Here is a 17,189-nt window from a genome sequence, read left to right on the forward strand (position 1 = left end):
CAACCCCGATTCCGGTTTCAGCGATTGGGGTTCCGAAGAAGGCCATTATCGAGATGGCCTACGAGGATTGTCGCATCTCGGGCTTCGACTTCGACCGCACGCCGGAAGAGGATTTGATGGCTCTCCGGCGACTCAATACTCTGATGAGCGAATGGCCTTGGAACCTGCTTGGTTATGATCTTCCCGCATCGGGCGAGGGGACCGGCGAGGACTTGTCGAACCTTCCCCGCGACGTGACGCATGGGATCGCTCAGCTTCTCGCGCTCCGGCTGATGGCGGCATTCGGCAAGACCCCTCCCGAAACCTTCCGCGTCACCTCGGCGCAGTCGATTGCCTACGTCCGCGCTCAGGCGGTGAGCGTTCCGTTCACGAAATTCGCACCGGGCACGATCCGGGGAGCGGGTGCCAAAAATGGCGGCTGGAGCCGTTCGCCGTTCTTCCCTGATTATTCGGTGGAGAGCGAATGGGAGCCGCAGGGAGACCCCGGCGACCTTGCCGGGATTGCATCGTCGTGATCGACAATATCGCCTTTGCTCGCCTGCGGGACTTGGCCGAGGTCGTCGGCGGCATCAATCGGCGCGTGGACGCTCTGGAAGCCGATGTAGAGCCGGGAACGTCGATCAGGCTGACCGGGACCATCGGCAATGGGGTCGATAAGGATTTTGTGATCCCGCATGGCCTCGGGACGCGGTTCGTCGATGTCAAGCTGTTCGAGAACAGCGGCGATTACCTGAACATCGAGGCGGACGTGAAGCGGACGACGCTCAATGCCGTGACGATCTCATTCAAAGACACTCCAACCCCTGACCAGTTCGGTTTCGTGCTGGTTGGGCCAGCCTAGGAACCGAAGAGAATGGCCGATCTTACCGCACAGCCCGGTGAGCTTCATTTCACCATCGAGGTGAAGCGCGCGGCGACGGGCGAAGTCGAAACCCATCATCTTGTCGGGAAGATCGTCGAAGAACCCGATGACGAAGAGAGCGAGGAACCCGAATAATGGCCGTTACGCATTCCACTGCCGCCCGCAATGCCGCAACCGACGCGGTGACGGCGCTCATCAGCACGTCTGGCAAGCTGGTCTTTCGCCTGTCGGGAACGGTTGGCTCGCCGGGGACCGCTGTCGCAACGCTTTCGCTGTCGTCCACAGCTTTTGGCGCTTCCTCGTCGGGAACGGCAACGGCGAACAGCATCACCTCCGACACGAACGCGACCGGCAATGCTTCTCCCGTTGCCACCGCGACCTTGCAGACCAGCGGCGGCACGGTGGTGATCCATTGTGCGGTCGGTTCGTCGGGTTCCGACATCAACATGACGAACGGCCTCACGGTGGCTGCTGGCGACACGGTGTCCTGCTCGTCGCTGACCTATACCGCCTTGAGCGCGTAACCCCTCGGGCGGGAGATAGCCCGTGGTCACTGTAACCAAACTGATCACGGCGAGCGGTTCGTTCGTCGTTCCGACCGGCGTGACGTCTATCGACGTTCATGGCATCGGATGCGGCGGCAATGGGACCGGAGGTGCGTCGGGTTCGCGTGGAGGCGGTGGTGGCGGGGCCGCGCTCGGAGCGACCTTTTCGGTTTCGGGAGGAGACACTTGGACCGCCACGGTTCGGGCGGGCGGTGCTGGCGCAACAACGACGTTCACGGCCACGGGCAAGTCGTTCACGGTCGATTATGGTCGCAACGCCTCATCCGGCACGGGTGCGGCTGGCGGATCATCGTCGAACAACGCGGTCAGCGGCGGGACGCAGAATTACAGCTATTCGGGAGGGGCGGGGGGTAATAGTCCGTCCTCCGGCGCTGGTGGCGGTGGCGGCGCGGCTGGTTCGACAGGAGCGGGTAAGGCTGGCGGTGCCGGGTTCAATATCCTCGGCGGCGGCGGCGGTGGCTCGAACGGCGGTTCCTCGGATGCTGGCGGGACGTCCAGCACGAACCGTGGCGGCCATGGCACAAGCGGCTCGGGTGGAGGCTCAGCGAGCGCGAACAACACGCCTCCGGGCGCTGGCACAATCGGCGGCGGTGGCGGTGGTGGTTATCAGACCAACGGCAACAACGCCCACCACGGCGCGAACGGCGGTCAGCAGACCGTGTGGACCGATACCGTCTCGCTCGCGACCGCTGGGCCGGGTGGCGGTGGCGGCGGTGGCGGTGGTGTCGTCGGGGCGAACGGTGGCAACGGCGGAGGCTACGGTGCGGGCGGCGGCGGTTCGCAGTCCACGGGCGGCGGCAGGGCTGGCTCGGCTTCCATCCTAGTTGTCGTCTATGACGATCCGGGTGGCGCATCGCACGACACTACAGGCGCATTGACAGGCCAACTCGGCAGCATCTTGGGTTCTGCGGCCCATGTCGCAATGCACGGCACCTCGGGCGCTCTTGCAGGGCAAATTGGGAGTGTCGCCGGATCGGCCGCCCATTTCGCGTTGCATGGCACGACGGGAGCGCTGACTGGGCAGCTAGGCAGCATCAGCGGTTCCGCCGCACGGTTTCGGTCGTTCTCGACCTCGGGGGCGCTGACGGGTCAACTAGGTTCTGTATCAGGTTCTGCGGCGCGGGCGTCCGGCACAACGAGCCACGCCACTTCGGGCGGGTTGACCGGGCAAGGATCGGCCATCTCCGGAGTCTCGATGCGTTTCAGGGTTATGACGACCTCAGGAGCGCTTGCCGGAGTCGGCTCCGCCGTTGCCGGTGGCGCGGCTCGAACGAGAGTCCACGCCTCCAGCGGCGGCATGGTGGCGCAGGGCGCGTCAGTCGCCGGCTCCGCGGATCGAGGCGGCGAGTTCGTCAACCTCGGCAACCGCACATTCACAAACCTCTATCTTGGCAGCCGTTCGCAGTCCGAATTTTACCTCGGAACGCGGACCTTTTCGAATGGGTGATTTATGGTTTCCGTCCCTCTCCTTGGTGGCATGGTCGCAAACGGTCAGGCCGAGTTCGTTGAAAGCGTGCCGCTCAACCTTGAGCCGGTAGCGATCGACAACAAGATTTCGACCGGGCAGCTTCGCGCTCCCGCTGGTCTCGTTCCAAACTCCACCGGCCCCGGCGAGGATCGAGGCGCAATCGTATGGAACGGCGTCCACTACCGCGTCATGGGGACGAAGCTGGTCAGCATTGCGAGCGGCGTCGTGACCGTGATCGGCGACGTTGGAGGAACCGGACCTGTCGCCCTGGACTATGGGTTCGACCGCCTCTCCATCGCGTCGGGCGAAAAGCTCTTCTACTATGACGCGAACGGGCTTTCTCAGGTCACCGACCCTGACCTTGGTATCGTCAAGGACGCTATCTGGATCGACGGCTATACGATGACGACCGATGGCAAGTTCATCGTGGTCACCGACCTCTCCGACCCGACCTCGGTCAATCCGCTCAAATACGGCTCTGCGGAAGAGGACCCCGACATGATCACAGGCGTGATCAAGGTTCGCGGCGAAGGATATGTGCCGGGACGCTATACCATCGAGGTCTTGCAGAACACCGGGGGCAACGGCTTCCCGTTCTCCGTCGTCGATGGCGCGACGATCCCCTATGGCTGCGTCAGCCCGTCGGCCAAGTGCCTCTATGCCGAGAGCTTCGCGTTCTGCGGCTCGGCTCGCAATGAAGCGCTCGGGATTTATGTCGCGGGGGCAGGGACGGCGATCAAGCTCAGCACGCGCGCTCTGGACAGGGCCTTGGCTCGCGTTCCCGATCCCTCGGTTATCGAGCTGGAGGCATGGACCTTTCTCGATGAGAAGCGGCTGCTCGTCCATCTCCCCGGCGAAACGTGGATCTACTGCGACACGGCTTCGCGCAAGAGTCAGGAGAAAATCTGGTATCGCCGCACGGACTGCCCCCGTCATGCCGTCGAATTGAACGGCGAATGGTTCGCGGCTGTCGGTGATGAGGTAGGAACCCTCTCGCACGACGTATCCACCATCTTGGGCGATCCGGTGCAGTGGCAGTTCGATACTCCGTTCGCCCACGCAGACGGGCAGGCCTATATACTCGGCCAGATCGAGCTTGTCGGGCTTCCGGGTCGCATGCCGTTCGACGAAGAGGCAACGGTGTTCTTCTCCTATTCGACTGATGGCGAGACGTGGAGCCGCGAACGGATGATCCGCATCGGGGTCGCGGGCAGCCGGCGAAAGCGCATGATGTGGCGCCCCAATGTCCGCGTCCCGAATTACGCGACCTTCCGGTTCCGGGGATATGACGCCTCGATGCCCGGCTTCACCAAGATAGAGGCCGACGTGGAGCCGCTGTCATGAGCCAGAAGGTACGCGACAAGCTCGACCGCCGACTGCTCGGCGAGGTGTTCAACAATCCCCGCATGATCCGTGCGATGGAGGCGCAGGCCCAAGCGGTTGACGTGGCGACAGAAGGCCTCTCGACACAGGCGGAGGCGACGGAGGCTATTCAGGACGCATCGGTCATCGTGCTGGCGAGCAATGCGGCCTTCTCGAACGAGCGGATTCTGGAATTGGGGCAGGGGCTTTCGGGCGTCGATGAGGATGGCAAGCTCAAGCTCAGCACCAGCTCGAAAGTCCCCATCGTCAACGGCGACTTCACGCTGCTCCTGACGCTCGCAGGCGATACGACGGTTGCGATACCGCTCGGGGGCATCCTTGCGACGGTGGCGAACGTCGAGACATTCTCGAACAAGACGCTCGCAGCGCCGAAGATCGACGGCCTCGGGAATTATGCCGATGATACGGCAGCGGCAGCGGGCGGCGTGCCGGTGAAGGGCATTTACCGCACAGGCTCAATCCTCAAAACGCGCGTCGCGTAATTTGCCCAAATGAAGGGCGGGAACCCTCTCGGTAGAAGCGAACATCGCTTTTATCGGGGTTTCGTGCGTTGGGCCTTTTTTCCTTTGTAGGCGGGCTGATCGGAGCCGGAAAGGCTAAAAAGGCCTCGAAAAAGGCCGAGGCTGCCCAACTCGAATATCTGAACAAGGCAATTGGCGAGCAGCAGCGCCAGTTCGACCTCACGCGCTCGGATTTCGCACCCTATCTGCAAAGCGGCCTCGGTGGCCTCACGGCCCTGTCCGACCTCATCGGTATCAACGGGGCCGATGCGCAGTCGGCGGGCCTCGTCAACGTCCAGAACAGTCCCGTGCTCGCTTCGGTCATCCGGAACGGCGAGGAGGCCCTGCTTGCCAACGCCTCCGCGACCGGGGGGCTTCGCGGGGGCAATATTCAGCGCGGTCTTGCGGATTTCCGCTCGGATGCGTTCGCCGACCAGCTCAACCAGCAGATCGCGCGCCTCGCCGGTCTCGCAGGGCTTGGGCAGGGCGCGACGGACAGCGTCTCGGCGTTTGGCGCGAACACCGCGAACAATGTCAGCAACCTTTACGGGCAACAGGGACAGGTCCGCGCTGGCGGCATTCTGACGCGCGGCGGCATCAACAGCCAGCTTTGGAACAATGCCGGGTCGTTCGCGGACAGTATCGCAGCAATTTTTGCGGGGGGCGCTGGTGGAGGCGCGGGCGGCTCGCTTGGCGGCATCGGTGGCGGTGCGAGCAGCTTTGGCTCCTTCTTCGGCGGCGGCGGCTGATGGTATCCCCGATCGATCAGGGGGCAATCCTCCGCTCGGGCGCCGCCCTCATCCCCGACCTCGCTCAGCAGATGCTCCAGCAGCGTCAGGTGGCCGTGCAGGAGCAGGGACTGGGGCTGGAGCAGCAGAAGTTCGCCGCGGCAATGGCGGCAGACCAGCGCGAGCGCGCTCAGGCGGACGCTTATACCGCCGATGTCGCCATGATCGGCAAGCTTCCCGCCTCGCAGCAGCCACAGGCGATCATCGCCCTGATGCAGAAATACCCGCAGCGGTCGGAGGCCCTGAAACGGTCCTATGACGCTCAGGACAGCGCCGTTCGGGCTGCGGACCTTCGGGAAGCCGGGGAGCTTTACTCGCTCGTCCACAGCGGCAACCCCGCGATGGCCGCTGAACGCCTCCGCAAGCGTATAGAGGCCGACAAACAGGCTGGTCAGGACACGTCGGACGACGAGGCGATTGCCGCCGCGCTGGAAAGCGGGGACCCCGCGAAGATCGATGAAGCCGCCGCGCAGATCGGCATGACGATCTCGATTGCGACGGGACCGGACAAGTTCGCTTCAACCTATGGGGCGTTGAATCCGGATCAGACCGAGTTCGAGAAGCAATACGCCTTCATCAAGCAGACGTACGGGCAAGACGCGGCGGACACGTTCGCTCAGAACAAGTACGACCCCCTTACGCCGATCACGAACCAGTTTGGCACGTCGGTCTACCGATCCTCGCAGCTCGCCCCCGGCTCCTCGCCGAACACTGGCACGCCTGCACCGACGAACGGCGGCGGCAACGCCCCCGGCGGCAAGGGGGCGCCGGTCGCGGATGCAAAGGCCATTGCGCATTCGCTGTTCCCGAATGTCGCGGTCACCAGCCAGCATCGCGACCCGAACAGCCCGCTTGGCAAGGCAAACCCGAACAGCTGGCACAACAAGGGCGGTGCGGCAATCGACGTGAAGCCGATCCCCGGCATGAAGTTCTCCGATTACATCAAGAAGTACCGGGATGCTGGATACACGATCCTTGAGGCCCGCAACGAGGTTGGCGAGGGCCGCTCGAAATGGGCGACCGGCGACCATTGGCATGTCGTTCTCGGGGGCGGACCCGCATCGGCCACGAAGCGCGAGATCAACGGCAAGAAGTACGTGAAGCGCGGCAGCGACTGGTATGAGGTGAAGTGATGCAGAAGGTCACTGACCCCGATCTTCTGGCGCAGCTTAACGGCACGGCTCAGCAGGCGCCGAGCGGGCCTGTCGTTATCCCCAATCAAGCGGGGATCGACTCCGCGCGTAATGATCAGACGCGGACGGATCTCGCGGTTGAGGGCAACAGCCGAGACGCGGAGCGCTTCGGCAACGATACGCGCAATCAGAATTTCAATCAGCTTCGCAGCATTTCCGACGCGTACAACAAGGACCCGACCGTCGCAGCTTATCGCGAGCGCCTGCCATTTTTGCGTAGCGCGCTCAAGACGGCCGAAAACCCCTTCGGTGATAACACGCTGACCACCCTCTATGTCAAAACGCTGGATGACGGCGTGGTCAATGAGGGGGAGCGAGCAGGGGTAGCGGACGCGCAGGGGGCGCTCGCGAGCCAGATCGAGAAAGCCAAGCGCGATTTTGGCTTGGACGAAAAAACCGGCATGTATACGCCGGAGAGCCGAGCGCGCATCCGCCGTGAAATTTTCACCAATATGGGCGGCCGAGTTAAGGGCTACAATCAGCGTCGCGCATACTATCAGGCACAGGCCGAAGCCTTCGGTATAGACCCCAAGCTTGTTATTGGAAACCATGACGCCGACCCGTTCGTTGGCGAGATTCGCGAGTACGACCGCGCCAACAAGCTCGGCGAATATGCGCCGGGTCGCGATGGCGCTATTCCGGGGCAGGGCGGCGGACAGAACCCGTTCCAAGGCGTCGATCCGTCACAGATCACCTTCGACATGGACACCGGGACCGGCGCATTCGGCTCCGAGATCGAAGGTAAGCGCCTGTCACCCGAACAGCAGGCGGAATACGCTCAGTTCATCAAGGCTATGGGCCAGAACCTCACGCCGGAAAGCCTGAACGCGTGGTGGCAGAGCAAGGGCTTCGGCGGGCTGTCGAACGCCGCTGACGTCGTGAAAGCAGCGAAAGACGGCACGCTCGACCTGACGGTAAACTACTCCAGCGTTGATGCTGAAAAGAAGCGCATCGCCATGGAGGAGTCGTACAAGGAGATTCCCCAAGGCGGCGACGTCAGCGCGGCGGGCCGCGACAAGGGCCTGCTCCTGAACATGACTGACGAGCTGCGAGGCGGCATCGGGGGCATCAAATCACTGCTCAGCGGCGACGGGTTCACCAGCGGTTACGAGCGCGAGCGTAACATCGAGCGCGCGTTGCAGGAGCGCAGCCGCCAAGAGAACGGCATTGCCCCTGAGCTGATCGGCGGACTGATGACCCCGGCAGGCGTCATCTCGCGCACGAACATGGCTCGCGATGCTGCGGCGATGGGTGCAATTGCGGGTTTTGGCGAAGGCGAGGGTCTATCGGACAGCGTTGCCAAGACTGCGACGGGCGCAGGCCTCGGGTATCTAGGCGGCAAAGCGGTCGAGAAGATCGCGCCAGCTATCGCAAACAGCGCCATTGGCCAAAAGGCCAAAGATATCTTTACCCGCACGCCGAACGCCGATGCGCAGGAATTTGCGGCTGCCGCCGAACGGCAGGGCTTGGACTATCTGCCTGCCGATGTTCCCGGTGCGACCAAGACGCGCTTTGCTACCTCAATTGCCAAGGCCACGCTTGGGGGAATCCCGCTGTCCGAAGCGGCTCAAAAGATCGGCGAAAAGGCGAGGGCTGCCCGCGATCGCATCGCCGGGAATGTGGGTCAGGTCGCGCCGGACGCCGCTGGCGCTGGGCAGGCGGCTCGCCGTGGGATGGAGGCGTGGGAGCGCCAGACGGATGGGCGTGGCGGCCAACTTTTCGAAGCGATCCCGATCCCTCCGCAGACAGAGGTGAGCGCGGAAAACACGCGCGCCGCGCTGGCTGAAATTACGCGCGGCATGGAGAGCAACCCCGAGCTAAGCAGGCTGTGGACCGAAAATCCACGCATGAAGGCCACTCTTGATGCACTGACTCCCAAAGACGTCGCCAGCGAGGGGGCGCAGGAATTGGCCGCCGCCGAGCAGCGTCTGGCTGCGGCTCAAGAAGATGTCCGTGCCGCACAGGCGCGAGTTGCGTCTGCCGAAGATAATCAGCGCACACTCTTGCAGGGGAGCGGTTCGCAATGGGGCGCTAGCGGAGCAGAGGTTTCCGCAGCCCGTCGAGAATTCGAAGCCGCCAAGGCGGCGGTCGCAGATGCCACGACGCGCGCCGACAAGGAAATGGCTGCCGTCTCGGCGGCTACCTCGAAGTCGGCATCGCCTCCGGTTGGTGGCAAGATTTCTTGGGAAGATATGCGCCGACTTCGGTCCATCGTGGGCCAGATTTCCGGCAAGCCCAGCCTGTCCAGCGACGGTGCGGCGGATGCCGCCATGCGCAAGTTCTATGGCGCTCTGACGCAGGACATCGAACAGGCAGCGGCGGCGCATAGCCCGGAAGCGGCTAAGGCTTTCTCGCGCGCAAATAACTACTGGCGCGGGCGTCAGGACCGCATTGACAATGTGATGGTATCGCTGCTCGGCCAGAAGGGCGAAGCGTCGGCAGAAAGCACATTCCAGCAGCTTGAACGTTGGTCGTCCCACAAGGGTGGGGACTTCTCGAAGCTTGCGCGCGCGATCCGCTCCATGCCGCCCGAAGAGGCCAACACCGTTCGGGCCACGATCATCGATCGCTTGGGAGACGCGAACCCCGGTGCGCAAGGTGCTGCGAATGACAATTTCAGCGCCGATACGTTTCTCACCCAATGGTCGAAGTTGGGTGATCGGGCCAAGGCCGTGCTGTTCCAAGGCGAACATCGGAAAGCTCTGGATGACCTCGCTACAGTGTTCGAAGGCACGAAGTTTTCGCGCGGCTTCGACAACAATAGCCGCACTGGCCTGATCAACAGTTCAATCGCCACGCTCGGCGCGACGATGGCGGAGCCGATCAGCGGTATCACGCTTGGCGTAACGCAGTTGGCGGGGGGGAAGCTTCTGTCATCGCCGCGCTTCGCGCGCTGGCTCGTCGCGCTGAGCAAGAAGCCTAACCCTTCGGCCCAGTTGGCTCACATCAATCAGCTCACCGCCATCGCCCGCGCGGAGCCGATCATCGCCAACGACATTTTCACGCTGCAACAGCGCCTCAGCGAGGCTTTCGCGCAGCCGCAGTCACTGCGGGCTGCCGCCAAAGAGGACGACGAAGTTCGGAATCCAGAAGTACGCGAGGGGGAACGCAATGGCCCGCAATAATGTCCGCATGGGGAGCTTCTACCTGTGACCCAGCGCCTAGACAATCCCTTCCCGCTGTTCCTCGCCCCGGACGGCACGCCGCTCCAGAACGGCTACGTCTACATGGGCGAGGCGGGGAAAGACCCTGAATCCTATCCGCTCGACACCTATTGGAACGAGGCGCTTTCGATCACCGCCGAGCAGCCGTTCAGGACGCGCGGCGGTTACATTGTCGATGGCGCCAATACCGCGTTCGTGTTCGCGGCAGGGGATGATTATTCACTGCGGGTTCGCGACGCGAGCGGCGGCGAGGTGCTGTATTTCTCGTCGGTCGCCGTGGCGGGCCAGCAGTTCCAGCCGCTCGATAGCGATCTAACGGCGATTGCGGCGCTCACCACCACGGCGTTCGGCCGTGCCTTGCTGACCCTCGCCAATCAGGCGGCGCTCAAGGCCGCTACGGGCATCCCTGATCCTCTCCCGGCTGCCGGTGGCGTCGTGACGGGCAACATCACGCGGCAGGGGGCTGGAGCGCATACCTACCATAACGACGCAACCCTGACCTCGGGCCGCATTTTTGTGACCGCCCATGATGCGGCAGACCCGACCAGCCTTCCCGGCGATATCTGGCTCAAGAGGGCGGCTCCATGATCGAGCTTCGCGAAGTCTCGGGGATGACGGATATCGGCGCTATCGGCGTTCGAGGGGAGGCTGGCGTCAACCTGATAGGCGAAGTGTATTTGCGGGATACGGATAGCTCCGATCTTGTGTGGTCGGCTGCTTCTCCACTCATTCTCGGGGTGTCCGGCGATGCCTATGGCGCCGGCGCCTCGAATTTCTCGATCAGCGTCGTGACCAGCGCGGTAACGATCACCGTATCTGGCGGGCAGCCGCCTTACTCGGTCGTCTGGAACCGCCTCGATGGCCCTGATGCTTTCTGGAGCGTCCTCGCTCCCACGGCGCTTACCACGCAGTTCCGCCGCACCGACGTTGCTCCCGGCGACAACGAGAGCGCAACCTATTCGGCGACCGTGACCGACGTTCTCGGCAATTCCGCCACCACAAGCACCATCACCGCGACTGTCGCCAACTACGGCGGCCTTGGGGGACCGCTGCCATGACGCAGTATATCGATACCGTCACCGATGAACTGACCAACCTCCCGGTTCCGGGGGCGGAGGTGTATATCTATGACGACAACAACAATCTCGCCACGCTTTACGACGCCGACGGGAACGAGATCGACAACCCGCTGACGACGAACGAGCAGGGGGAATACAGCTTCTATTCGCCGGTCACGGAATTGACCGCAGTCGTCTATTACAGCTCCCGCCTCCGCCGCCGTCTCCGCCTGCTTGTCGGCGGGGGCTATAGCGTTCTGGCACTGGCGAGCGCTCAGGCATCGCTTGCAGGATCGGGGGCGCTCGCCGCTGCCAACACGGGGGCAGGACTCGCCGATACCTCAATCGGGCAAACCTTCTGGATCGACAATGGCGACGGCACGGGCACGACCTACCGCCACGACGCGGGGCCGGTCGCGACCGAGATCGGCAAGTTCATCATCGACCCGACCGATGAGGGGGCCGCCAACCTGATCGGGATGCCGCAGGGCAAGGTCGGCGAGGCCATCAAGTTCGTCACCCCTGAAATGCATGGCGCGTCCGCACTGATCGCGAACAACGCGGCGGCGCTGGAATCCGCCGCCGCCGATGCGGTCGCGCGCGGCGTGGAGCTGGTATCTTCCGCTGTCTACCCGACCACGGCAACGGTCAACCTCCCCGACGGGCTGGTCATGCGTGGCCTCGGTATGATGCAGTCGGGCATTTCCTCGACCGCGACCCCGGCAGTCGTCTGCGGCAAGGGCGTCTCGCTCTCCGACATGAAAATCGAGACGACGAACGCTGGCCGCGTCGTGCTGTGGACGTTGGACACCGATGCACCTTCTATCGATCGCTGCTTCCTCAACGGTCGGATCTACAGCCGCAACGCACTGAACGAGGAGCATAGCGGCCCGAAGATTTCGCGCTGCGTCGTTACCTGTGATTTCGGTTCGGACTATGACGGCGTGCAGCAATACGACGTTTTCTCGATCTACGGCCTGTTCGGGGCAAGCATCACCGATTGCGATATCCTGACCAACAATGTCCATCGCCTCTGCAAGGTGACGGATATCTCGACGGTGACCGATCCCGCGCAGGAGGTGACCGCATATAACAGCCGCGCCTTCATCTTCTCGCGCAATCGGGTTCGCGGCGTGGGCGGCAAGCAGGTGTTCGACCTCTATTCGGGGACCTCGGGCGCCAACATTTCCGACAATCATTTCGAGCTATCGGACGACCTGACCGATTCCGGACATCGCTGGGAAGTGGTGATCGAGAACAAGAGCGCCGCGAATGCTCGGGACGGATATGATATCGGCTCGGCGCTCGTTGTGCACGGCAACACCGGCTATATCGGCCGCTGCCCGTTCGTCCGCTTGCAGGGCAGCTACGGCATCACGCAAAGCGGCTTCACGGGCACGCGACGGAACACGGTCAAGCTGACGTGCAACGATATCCGCCGCACGGTCGATAACGCCGACCCAATGGTTGACATCCGCTTTTTCAACGAGGTCTTTTCCAACGGCAACAGCTGGGAAATCCCCTCGGGCACGGCTAACCGCTCGGTCGCTGGCTACTACTCCAACGAGAATGTCATCGTCGGGTCGGGAGACGTCTATTCGGGCGGCTGTGTGGAGGTCGCAAGCCAGACCGCGAACGCTGCAGGCCTGACGTTCACCGGAGCGCTCGGCACGTTTACCATGGGCGGAACCGTCCGCAATTTCGACGCAAAGGGCGCTGTCCGCCTGTTCCTGATCGTCTCTGCGGAAAACATCTGCATCGACGGCCTCAAGAGCCGCCCGAAGTCGTCGCCGACGCAGCTTTGCCGCGCGGTCCACTGCGAGAGCAACACCGCGATCACGCAGCTCGATATCGTCAACTGCAACGCGACGCACCCCTCGGGGAGCAGCGTCGCGCCGGTTCTGGATACGGCAGCCACGGCGGCCTATGGCGTCATCCGCGACAACAACTGGCAGCCCCGGTTCCGCGGTTACGTCACCTCGCTTCCCGGTTCGGGCAACTATCTGCGAGGCGATACCCTTCGCCAGATATCGCCCTCTATCGGTTCCCCGGTGGAATGGACGTGTCACACCTCGGGTTCGCCGGGGGGGTGGCGTGTCAGCGCTTACATCATGGGCAGGGGGACCACGGCACAGCGCCCGACGCTCACCGCCAACGATTCCGGGGTCCAGTACGAGGATACGACCTTGAACGCAGGCGGTCAGCTGATCCGCTGGAACGGCACGAATTGGAAAGACGTCGCGGGAACGACGGTTTGACAGCAGGAGAAAGACGATGACGCCTCCCGACCCGGCACCGGCTCCCACGCCGACACCAACCCCGCCGCCTCAGAACGACAAACCCATCGAGGGCGGCGGATGACAAACTGGCAAATTGCCATGCTGGCGGCATTGCCTCTCTGTCTCGGTCCCGTGAGGTTCAGGACATGGGCGGCAATGCTTGCCTCGGGGCTGGCAGGGCACTGGATATCCAGTCTCTACCCCGCCCCGGTGCTGGCGTTCGTCCTGATCGACGTGGTTGCTGCGCTGATCATTCTCGCCCGTCCGAAGGGGGTATTTCAGCACTATATCGGCTGCATCTATGTCGGCATGATTTGTAGTCATGTTGGATATATTTTCGCAAGCAATCCGCTCGCGATTACAGTATATTATGGCTTGCTGACCGCCGCTGGCTGGCTGGCATGGTTTCTCTTGTTCTGCTGGGGGGCAGGCGATGTTGGAAAGCGCATTGGCGCTCGCCTTGGCATTCGTTGGTTTGCACCTCATCGTCCGTCGGCTGCGCGCCAATGACGAGCAGGAAACCGACCGGTGAATGGCTCCTCACTTTCGTCCGAGAGAACGCCTTTGCAATCACGGTAGCGATCTTCGCTGCCTATAGCTGGTTTTCATCGAGCAATGCCGCCCTCGCGGGAAAAGTGGACCGCCTCGAACAGGAGGTCGGAGAACATCGCGACACGCTGAAAAAGCGCGCCCGCTTCGTCAATGATGCGGCGAACCAGCTCAATTACCTCTGCACGACAACTGCGACCTGTCGCCAACTCTACGCACCTATTGCTGTGCCTGAATAGGGGAAAGCCATGACCATCATTCTATCCGAACGTTCGCTGGCCCGTCTCGACGGAGCGCACCCCGACCTTGTGCGCGTGTTCAAACGTGCCGCTGCAATCAGCAACATCGACTTCACCATCTTGGAGGTGCTGCGGACGCTGGAGCGTCAGAAGGCCCTTGTGGCTCAGGGGGCGTCCACGACCATGAAAAGCCGCCACCTTCCCGGCAAGAACGGAAAGAGCCACGCTGTGGACATCGCGCCGCTGGACGAGAGCGGCAAGGTCTCTTGGGCATGGCCGCTCTACAACAAGCTCGCGCCGATCATCAAGCAGGCCGCGAAGGATGAGGGTGTGCCTATCGAGTGGGGCGGCGACTGGCGCACGTTCAAAGATGGCCCCCATTGGCAGCTTCCGTGGGCGAAATACCCATGAGAATCCCGCATCTCGGCATCGTGGTCTTTTTCAGCGTCGCTGCGCTTGCAGCCTATGGCGGGTTCAGCCTTTGGGTTGTCCTCTATTCCGGCGACGTCGCGCTGACTGGTGACACCGTAGGAACGTGGAAGAGCTTCGCCGTCGCCGTCATCGCTTTCTGGATCGGGTCAAGCAGCGCCGGCAAGGCAAAGCATGATAGTCCGAGCGACGTCACCGTTGTGAACCCGCCAGACAATCCCGTTCCTGTGGAGGGCCAGTAATGCCCCGCTATTTCAGCATGCGCCCTCGCAGCGAAGGATGGGCAGGCGATGACCTGTTCGACGACGAGCGCGGTAGTCTTTGTCCCGACCTGACGGTTGACGAGCATGTCGCGACGGACACCGGCCTTCTGGACGCGGATGGCAACACCATCTGGCGCGCGCCCAATCCTGTCGGCTTCGGCCGCGATGAGGAGTGGTGACCATGCCGTTCAATCCCTTCTCCGTCCTCACCAGCAAAATCTTCGGCGGCCTCGCGCTGGCGCTCCTGATCCTCGTCGGCATCCAGTCCTGCCAGATCGATCGCATCACCGACCAGCGGGATAAGGCCAAGCTGCTCGCGGAGCAGACGCAGGCGGCGTTCGATCAGACGGTTGCCGACTATCGCGCCGCCGCTGTGGAAGCCGAGCGCATCCAGCAAGCCAATCTCGACCGCGTGAAGGCCGAACGCGCCTCCATCGACGAAAGGACGATCCATGACCTCAAGACTGCTCGCGATGCTTCCGATGCTCGCTATCGCCGCCTGCTCGCCTCAGCCGCCCAAGCCGATACCAGCCGTGCCGCAGACCCTGACCTGTCCGCCGTCACCGACGCCGCCTGCCTCGCTTATGGTGCCGCCCGCTGTGACGAACTTCCTGCCAAGCTGAAAGCCGCTCAGGACAATACGGACCAGCTTATTGCTTTGCAGGCGTGGGTTGCAGGGCAGGCCGTCATTAGCACGAATCCCGCAGAATAGCTTGCATTCCCGCCTGTATTGTGCGATGAAAATGGGGCGCGGCGGCGTGGAGAACACGACGCTTCCGGTGAAGCTGACCGGCGGCGAAGGCGGCCTTTTCGGAGGCGCGCCAGATGCCAGTGAAAGACTGGCCCGCATACTCCAACGGGTAGGCACCCACCTATGGTGGCCGCTGATGACCCGAAGGACGCTTCGCCCCTCGCACGGGCAGACGTGACCCTTGCGGCCGAGGCGATCCGGGGCGGGGAGAGCGGCAAGAGGTGGAAGCCCTCGCTCTTTCTCACAGCACCCCAAACGCCATAAGCAACCCCACCCCCAACCCTGCCAGCAAGACAAACCCTGTTGCTATGGCGATACGCTCTCCATGGCGGGTCAGTCTATCCACGATCCCCTCCCGTAGCGGCAGAAAGGGCGGCGCGGGCGGTAGATCGTTCCAACGACTGGTCGCGATCAGAGAGCTTGCTCCACGCAACACCACACTGGCTGTCAACAATAGCGGATGCAACCCGTTCCACCACATCCGGCGATTCCATATAGGCACGGACGGCTGCGGCGACTCTTCCCCACGCTTCTGCGGTCGCCGGGCAGGTATGTGCGCGCATCTCGGCTGGCAGCTTATCTGCCGGCAGATTGCACCATGCGGCGAACATGGCGAGGGCGAGCGGGTCACGTTCCATCAGGCTTTCATCCTGCTTATCCATTATCGCTCTCCGTTTAGGGCCGCGACAAGCGATTCGTAATAGCTCCCGCTGTCGATCCCAATGTTCTGGGCATGACGGATTGCGCGCGCGACAACAGCAGTGAGGCGTTCAATCTCGTCGATGGCACCGTGCAGAAGCTCAAAGACGTCATCTGCCCCGTCTTTGGCGCAGAGATCCGCTTCATCACGAAGGCGCTGGACGAATTCCGAATTGGCGGCGGGGGCGACCATTGCGGCAGCGATGGCCTTGGCCCGCTCGCGAGCCTTGTTGCGGCGGCCGACCCAATATGCACCGCACCCATCCGTAGGCAGTGTTTCGTGCCAAGCATCGGGGTCTATGATCTTCGCAACGGCGTCTCGTTCAGACATTATCGCTCTCCGGGGTGAGAAGGGCCAGTAGTGCGCAAAGGTCGCTATGCCGCAGTTCCGCTTCGCGTGCATCGCCGGTGTGCAGGCCGTAAATCACATCTCCATAGCGCCCGCCGGCGATGAGCACTCCCCATTCGGTAGCGAACTTCTCGATGCGCTTCACCCTCTCCCTCAGGGAGGAGAGTTCGTCGGCGGCACGATCCAGTGCTATCGCCGTCACGGAAGAGCGTCGAAGCAACCCGTACTTCTCGGCGCGCTCTCGCAATAGGGCTTCAAGGTCACCCATGATGCTCAGCTCCTTTACCGTAGCTTTCCAGCAATTCGTTGACCGCGCTCCATCCTTCACCCGCTGCGGCGTTCGACATTTGCAGGCCGCCGCCATCATCACCGTGCGTTGAGGCGCATCCTGCGGTGATCTGCGTGATTTCCTGAAAGCGATCGGCCGCGACCTGAAGCACCTCTAAGAAGCGGTCCTCTTCGCCCCGCAGCGCATCTCGCTCTGGTAGGGTGGAGAGGCGGTGACGGGCGAAGGCTTGAACGGTTGGGCCGTGGTCGTGCTGGCCTGAGAGTACCTCGCGAATGTACAGCGCCGGTCTGCCTTGCACTTGCAGCAAAGTTGCCGCCGCTTCGCGATCCGCCTGCGCCACCTCAACATCAGATGCCATCG

23 protein-coding genes are annotated in these 17,189 nt (G+C 62.8%); 19 read left to right on the forward strand and 4 right to left on the reverse strand.

The features are described from left to right. Positions 1-143: 143 nt before the first annotated feature. The 19 genes from L7H23_RS01200 (at position 144) to L7H23_RS01290 (ending at position 15,453) form a co-directional block, all read left to right on the forward strand. On the forward strand, positions 144-515 hold the full coding sequence (locus tag L7H23_RS01200) for a hypothetical protein (RefSeq protein WP_237837542.1): 372 nt from the start codon (positions 144-146) through the stop codon (positions 513-515). Next, entirely contained in the window at positions 512-841 is a 330-nt protein-coding gene (locus tag L7H23_RS01205) for a hypothetical protein (protein ID WP_237837543.1), read from the forward strand. Before L7H23_RS01200 ends, L7H23_RS01205 begins: the two co-directional genes overlap by 4 nt. A gap of 12 nt (positions 842-853) precedes the next feature. Then, complete coding sequence (locus tag L7H23_RS01210) at positions 854-997, forward strand: hypothetical protein (protein WP_237837544.1); 144 nt, start codon at positions 854-856, stop codon at positions 995-997. Next, positions 997-1,386 carry a hypothetical protein gene (locus tag L7H23_RS01215; RefSeq protein ID WP_237837545.1) on the forward strand — a complete coding sequence of 130 codons (390 nt, stop codon included), beginning with the start codon at positions 997-999 and terminating at the stop codon, positions 1,384-1,386. The genes L7H23_RS01210 and L7H23_RS01215 overlap by 1 nt, the downstream gene beginning before the upstream one ends. Positions 1,387-1,408: 22 nt before the next feature. Continuing rightward, a complete protein-coding gene (locus tag L7H23_RS18485; RefSeq protein WP_275671217.1) occupies positions 1,409-2,875 on the forward strand; it encodes a hypothetical protein in 1,467 nt (488 codons plus the stop codon). A 3-nt stretch (positions 2,876-2,878) separates the two neighbouring features. Further along, positions 2,879-4,240, forward strand: a complete 1,362-nt coding sequence (locus L7H23_RS01225) for a packaged DNA stabilization protein (protein ID WP_237837546.1) — start codon at positions 2,879-2,881, stop codon at positions 4,238-4,240. Then, a complete protein-coding gene (locus L7H23_RS01230; protein ID WP_237837547.1) occupies positions 4,237-4,761 on the forward strand; it encodes a hypothetical protein in 525 nt (174 codons plus the stop codon). The genes L7H23_RS01225 and L7H23_RS01230 overlap by 4 nt, the downstream gene beginning before the upstream one ends. Positions 4,762-4,829: 68 nt before the next feature. Further along, positions 4,830-5,528: a hypothetical protein gene (locus tag L7H23_RS01235; RefSeq protein ID WP_237837548.1), complete on the forward strand. Its 699-nt coding sequence runs from the start codon at positions 4,830-4,832 to the stop codon at positions 5,526-5,528. Further along, positions 5,528-6,700: a hypothetical protein gene (locus L7H23_RS01240; protein ID WP_237837549.1), complete on the forward strand. Its 1,173-nt coding sequence runs from the start codon at positions 5,528-5,530 to the stop codon at positions 6,698-6,700. The genes L7H23_RS01235 and L7H23_RS01240 overlap by 1 nt, the downstream gene beginning before the upstream one ends. After that, the gene (locus L7H23_RS01245) at positions 6,700-9,885 is read left to right on the forward strand and encodes a hypothetical protein (protein WP_237837550.1); all 3,186 of its coding nucleotides are present in this window, start codon (positions 6,700-6,702) and stop codon (positions 9,883-9,885) included. The genes L7H23_RS01240 and L7H23_RS01245 overlap by 1 nt, the downstream gene beginning before the upstream one ends. A gap of 24 nt (positions 9,886-9,909) precedes the next feature. After that, positions 9,910-10,512: a hypothetical protein gene (locus L7H23_RS01250; RefSeq protein ID WP_237837551.1), complete on the forward strand. Its 603-nt coding sequence runs from the start codon at positions 9,910-9,912 to the stop codon at positions 10,510-10,512. Next, positions 10,509-10,982: a hypothetical protein gene (locus tag L7H23_RS01255; RefSeq protein WP_237837552.1), complete on the forward strand. Its 474-nt coding sequence runs from the start codon at positions 10,509-10,511 to the stop codon at positions 10,980-10,982. The genes L7H23_RS01250 and L7H23_RS01255 overlap by 4 nt, the downstream gene beginning before the upstream one ends. After that, on the forward strand, positions 10,979-13,240 hold the full coding sequence (locus L7H23_RS01260; protein ID WP_237837553.1) for a hypothetical protein: 2,262 nt from the start codon (positions 10,979-10,981) through the stop codon (positions 13,238-13,240). The genes L7H23_RS01255 and L7H23_RS01260 overlap by 4 nt, the downstream gene beginning before the upstream one ends. Before the next feature lie 99 nt (positions 13,241-13,339). Next, positions 13,340-13,771 (forward strand): hypothetical protein, encoded by a 432-nt coding sequence (locus L7H23_RS01265; protein WP_237837554.1) that lies wholly within the window; start codon positions 13,340-13,342, stop codon positions 13,769-13,771. Next, positions 13,768-14,049: a hypothetical protein gene (locus tag L7H23_RS01270; RefSeq protein WP_237837555.1), complete on the forward strand. Its 282-nt coding sequence runs from the start codon at positions 13,768-13,770 to the stop codon at positions 14,047-14,049. The genes L7H23_RS01265 and L7H23_RS01270 overlap by 4 nt, the downstream gene beginning before the upstream one ends. 9 nt (positions 14,050-14,058) lie before the next feature. Then, positions 14,059-14,460 carry a M15 family metallopeptidase gene (locus tag L7H23_RS01275; RefSeq protein ID WP_237837556.1) on the forward strand — a complete coding sequence of 134 codons (402 nt, stop codon included), beginning with the start codon at positions 14,059-14,061 and terminating at the stop codon, positions 14,458-14,460. Continuing rightward, positions 14,457-14,720, forward strand: a complete 264-nt coding sequence (locus L7H23_RS01280) for a hypothetical protein (RefSeq protein ID WP_237837557.1) — start codon at positions 14,457-14,459, stop codon at positions 14,718-14,720. Before L7H23_RS01275 ends, L7H23_RS01280 begins: the two co-directional genes overlap by 4 nt. Beyond that, entirely contained in the window at positions 14,720-14,920 is a 201-nt protein-coding gene (locus L7H23_RS01285; RefSeq protein ID WP_237837558.1) for a hypothetical protein, read from the forward strand. Before L7H23_RS01280 ends, L7H23_RS01285 begins: the two co-directional genes overlap by 1 nt. Before the next feature lie 2 nt (positions 14,921-14,922). Next, entirely contained in the window at positions 14,923-15,453 is a 531-nt protein-coding gene (locus L7H23_RS01290) for a hypothetical protein (RefSeq protein ID WP_237837559.1), read from the forward strand. Between the two features lie 377 nt (positions 15,454-15,830). On the opposite strand, the gene L7H23_RS01295 is transcribed toward L7H23_RS01290, so the two are convergent. The 4 genes from L7H23_RS01295 to L7H23_RS01310 are packed head-to-tail and all read right to left on the reverse strand — an operon-like array spanning position 15,831 to position 17,187. Further along, positions 15,831-16,154 (reverse strand): hypothetical protein, encoded by a 324-nt coding sequence (locus tag L7H23_RS01295; protein ID WP_237837560.1) that lies wholly within the window; start codon positions 16,152-16,154, stop codon positions 15,831-15,833. Then, the gene (locus tag L7H23_RS01300; RefSeq protein WP_237837561.1) at positions 16,154-16,522 is read right to left on the reverse strand and encodes a hypothetical protein; all 369 of its coding nucleotides are present in this window, start codon (positions 16,520-16,522) and stop codon (positions 16,154-16,156) included. The genes L7H23_RS01295 and L7H23_RS01300 overlap by 1 nt, the downstream gene beginning before the upstream one ends. Further along, a complete protein-coding gene (locus tag L7H23_RS01305; protein ID WP_237837562.1) occupies positions 16,515-16,808 on the reverse strand; it encodes a hypothetical protein in 294 nt (97 codons plus the stop codon). Before L7H23_RS01305 ends, L7H23_RS01300 begins: the two co-directional genes overlap by 8 nt. Beyond that, positions 16,801-17,187, reverse strand: coding sequence for a hypothetical protein (locus L7H23_RS01310; protein ID WP_237837563.1), 387 nt, complete (start codon positions 17,185-17,187; stop codon positions 16,801-16,803). Before L7H23_RS01310 ends, L7H23_RS01305 begins: the two co-directional genes overlap by 8 nt. Between the last annotated feature and the right edge of the window lie 2 nt (positions 17,188-17,189).

The sequence above is a fragment of the Sphingopyxis sp. BSN-002 genome (assembly GCF_022024275.1).
In the GTDB taxonomy this organism is placed as follows: Bacteria; Pseudomonadota; Alphaproteobacteria; order Sphingomonadales; family Sphingomonadaceae; genus Sphingopyxis.

What these genes read in the sequence shown, in the direction of transcription:
- L7H23_RS01215 (WP_237837545.1), top strand. Translation starts at nt 997, where the DNA reads ATGGCCGTTACGCATTCCACTGCCGCCCGCAATGCCGCAACCGACGCG.
- L7H23_RS01255 (WP_237837552.1), top strand. Translation starts at nt 10,509, where the DNA reads ATGATCGAGCTTCGCGAAGTCTCGGGGATGACGGATATCGGCGCTATC.
- L7H23_RS01305 (WP_237837562.1), bottom strand. Translation starts at nt 16,808, where the DNA reads ATGGGTGACCTTGAAGCCCTATTGCGAGAGCGCGCCGAGAAGTACGGG.
- L7H23_RS01225 (WP_237837546.1), top strand. Translation starts at nt 2,879, where the DNA reads ATGGTTTCCGTCCCTCTCCTTGGTGGCATGGTCGCAAACGGTCAGGCC.
- L7H23_RS01260 (WP_237837553.1), top strand. Translation starts at nt 10,979, where the DNA reads ATGACGCAGTATATCGATACCGTCACCGATGAACTGACCAACCTCCCG.
- L7H23_RS01290 (WP_237837559.1), top strand. Translation starts at nt 14,923, where the DNA reads ATGCCGTTCAATCCCTTCTCCGTCCTCACCAGCAAAATCTTCGGCGGC.
- L7H23_RS01295 (WP_237837560.1), bottom strand. Translation starts at nt 16,154, where the DNA reads ATGGATAAGCAGGATGAAAGCCTGATGGAACGTGACCCGCTCGCCCTC.
- L7H23_RS01200 (WP_237837542.1), top strand. Translation starts at nt 144, where the DNA reads ATGAGCGAATGGCCTTGGAACCTGCTTGGTTATGATCTTCCCGCATCG.
- L7H23_RS01300 (WP_237837561.1), bottom strand. Translation starts at nt 16,522, where the DNA reads ATGTCTGAACGAGACGCCGTTGCGAAGATCATAGACCCCGATGCTTGG.
- L7H23_RS01230 (WP_237837547.1), top strand. Translation starts at nt 4,237, where the DNA reads ATGAGCCAGAAGGTACGCGACAAGCTCGACCGCCGACTGCTCGGCGAG.
- L7H23_RS01245 (WP_237837550.1), top strand. Translation starts at nt 6,700, where the DNA reads ATGCAGAAGGTCACTGACCCCGATCTTCTGGCGCAGCTTAACGGCACG.
- L7H23_RS01270 (WP_237837555.1), top strand. Translation starts at nt 13,768, where the DNA reads ATGACGAGCAGGAAACCGACCGGTGAATGGCTCCTCACTTTCGTCCGA.
- L7H23_RS01240 (WP_237837549.1), top strand. Translation starts at nt 5,528, where the DNA reads ATGGTATCCCCGATCGATCAGGGGGCAATCCTCCGCTCGGGCGCCGCC.
- L7H23_RS01210 (WP_237837544.1), top strand. Translation starts at nt 854, where the DNA reads ATGGCCGATCTTACCGCACAGCCCGGTGAGCTTCATTTCACCATCGAG.
- L7H23_RS01265 (WP_237837554.1), top strand. Translation starts at nt 13,340, where the DNA reads ATGACAAACTGGCAAATTGCCATGCTGGCGGCATTGCCTCTCTGTCTC.
- L7H23_RS01275 (WP_237837556.1), top strand. Translation starts at nt 14,059, where the DNA reads ATGACCATCATTCTATCCGAACGTTCGCTGGCCCGTCTCGACGGAGCG.
- L7H23_RS01310 (WP_237837563.1), bottom strand. Translation starts at nt 17,187, where the DNA reads ATGGCATCTGATGTTGAGGTGGCGCAGGCGGATCGCGAAGCGGCGGCA.
- L7H23_RS01280 (WP_237837557.1), top strand. Translation starts at nt 14,457, where the DNA reads ATGAGAATCCCGCATCTCGGCATCGTGGTCTTTTTCAGCGTCGCTGCG.
- L7H23_RS01285 (WP_237837558.1), top strand. Translation starts at nt 14,720, where the DNA reads ATGCCCCGCTATTTCAGCATGCGCCCTCGCAGCGAAGGATGGGCAGGC.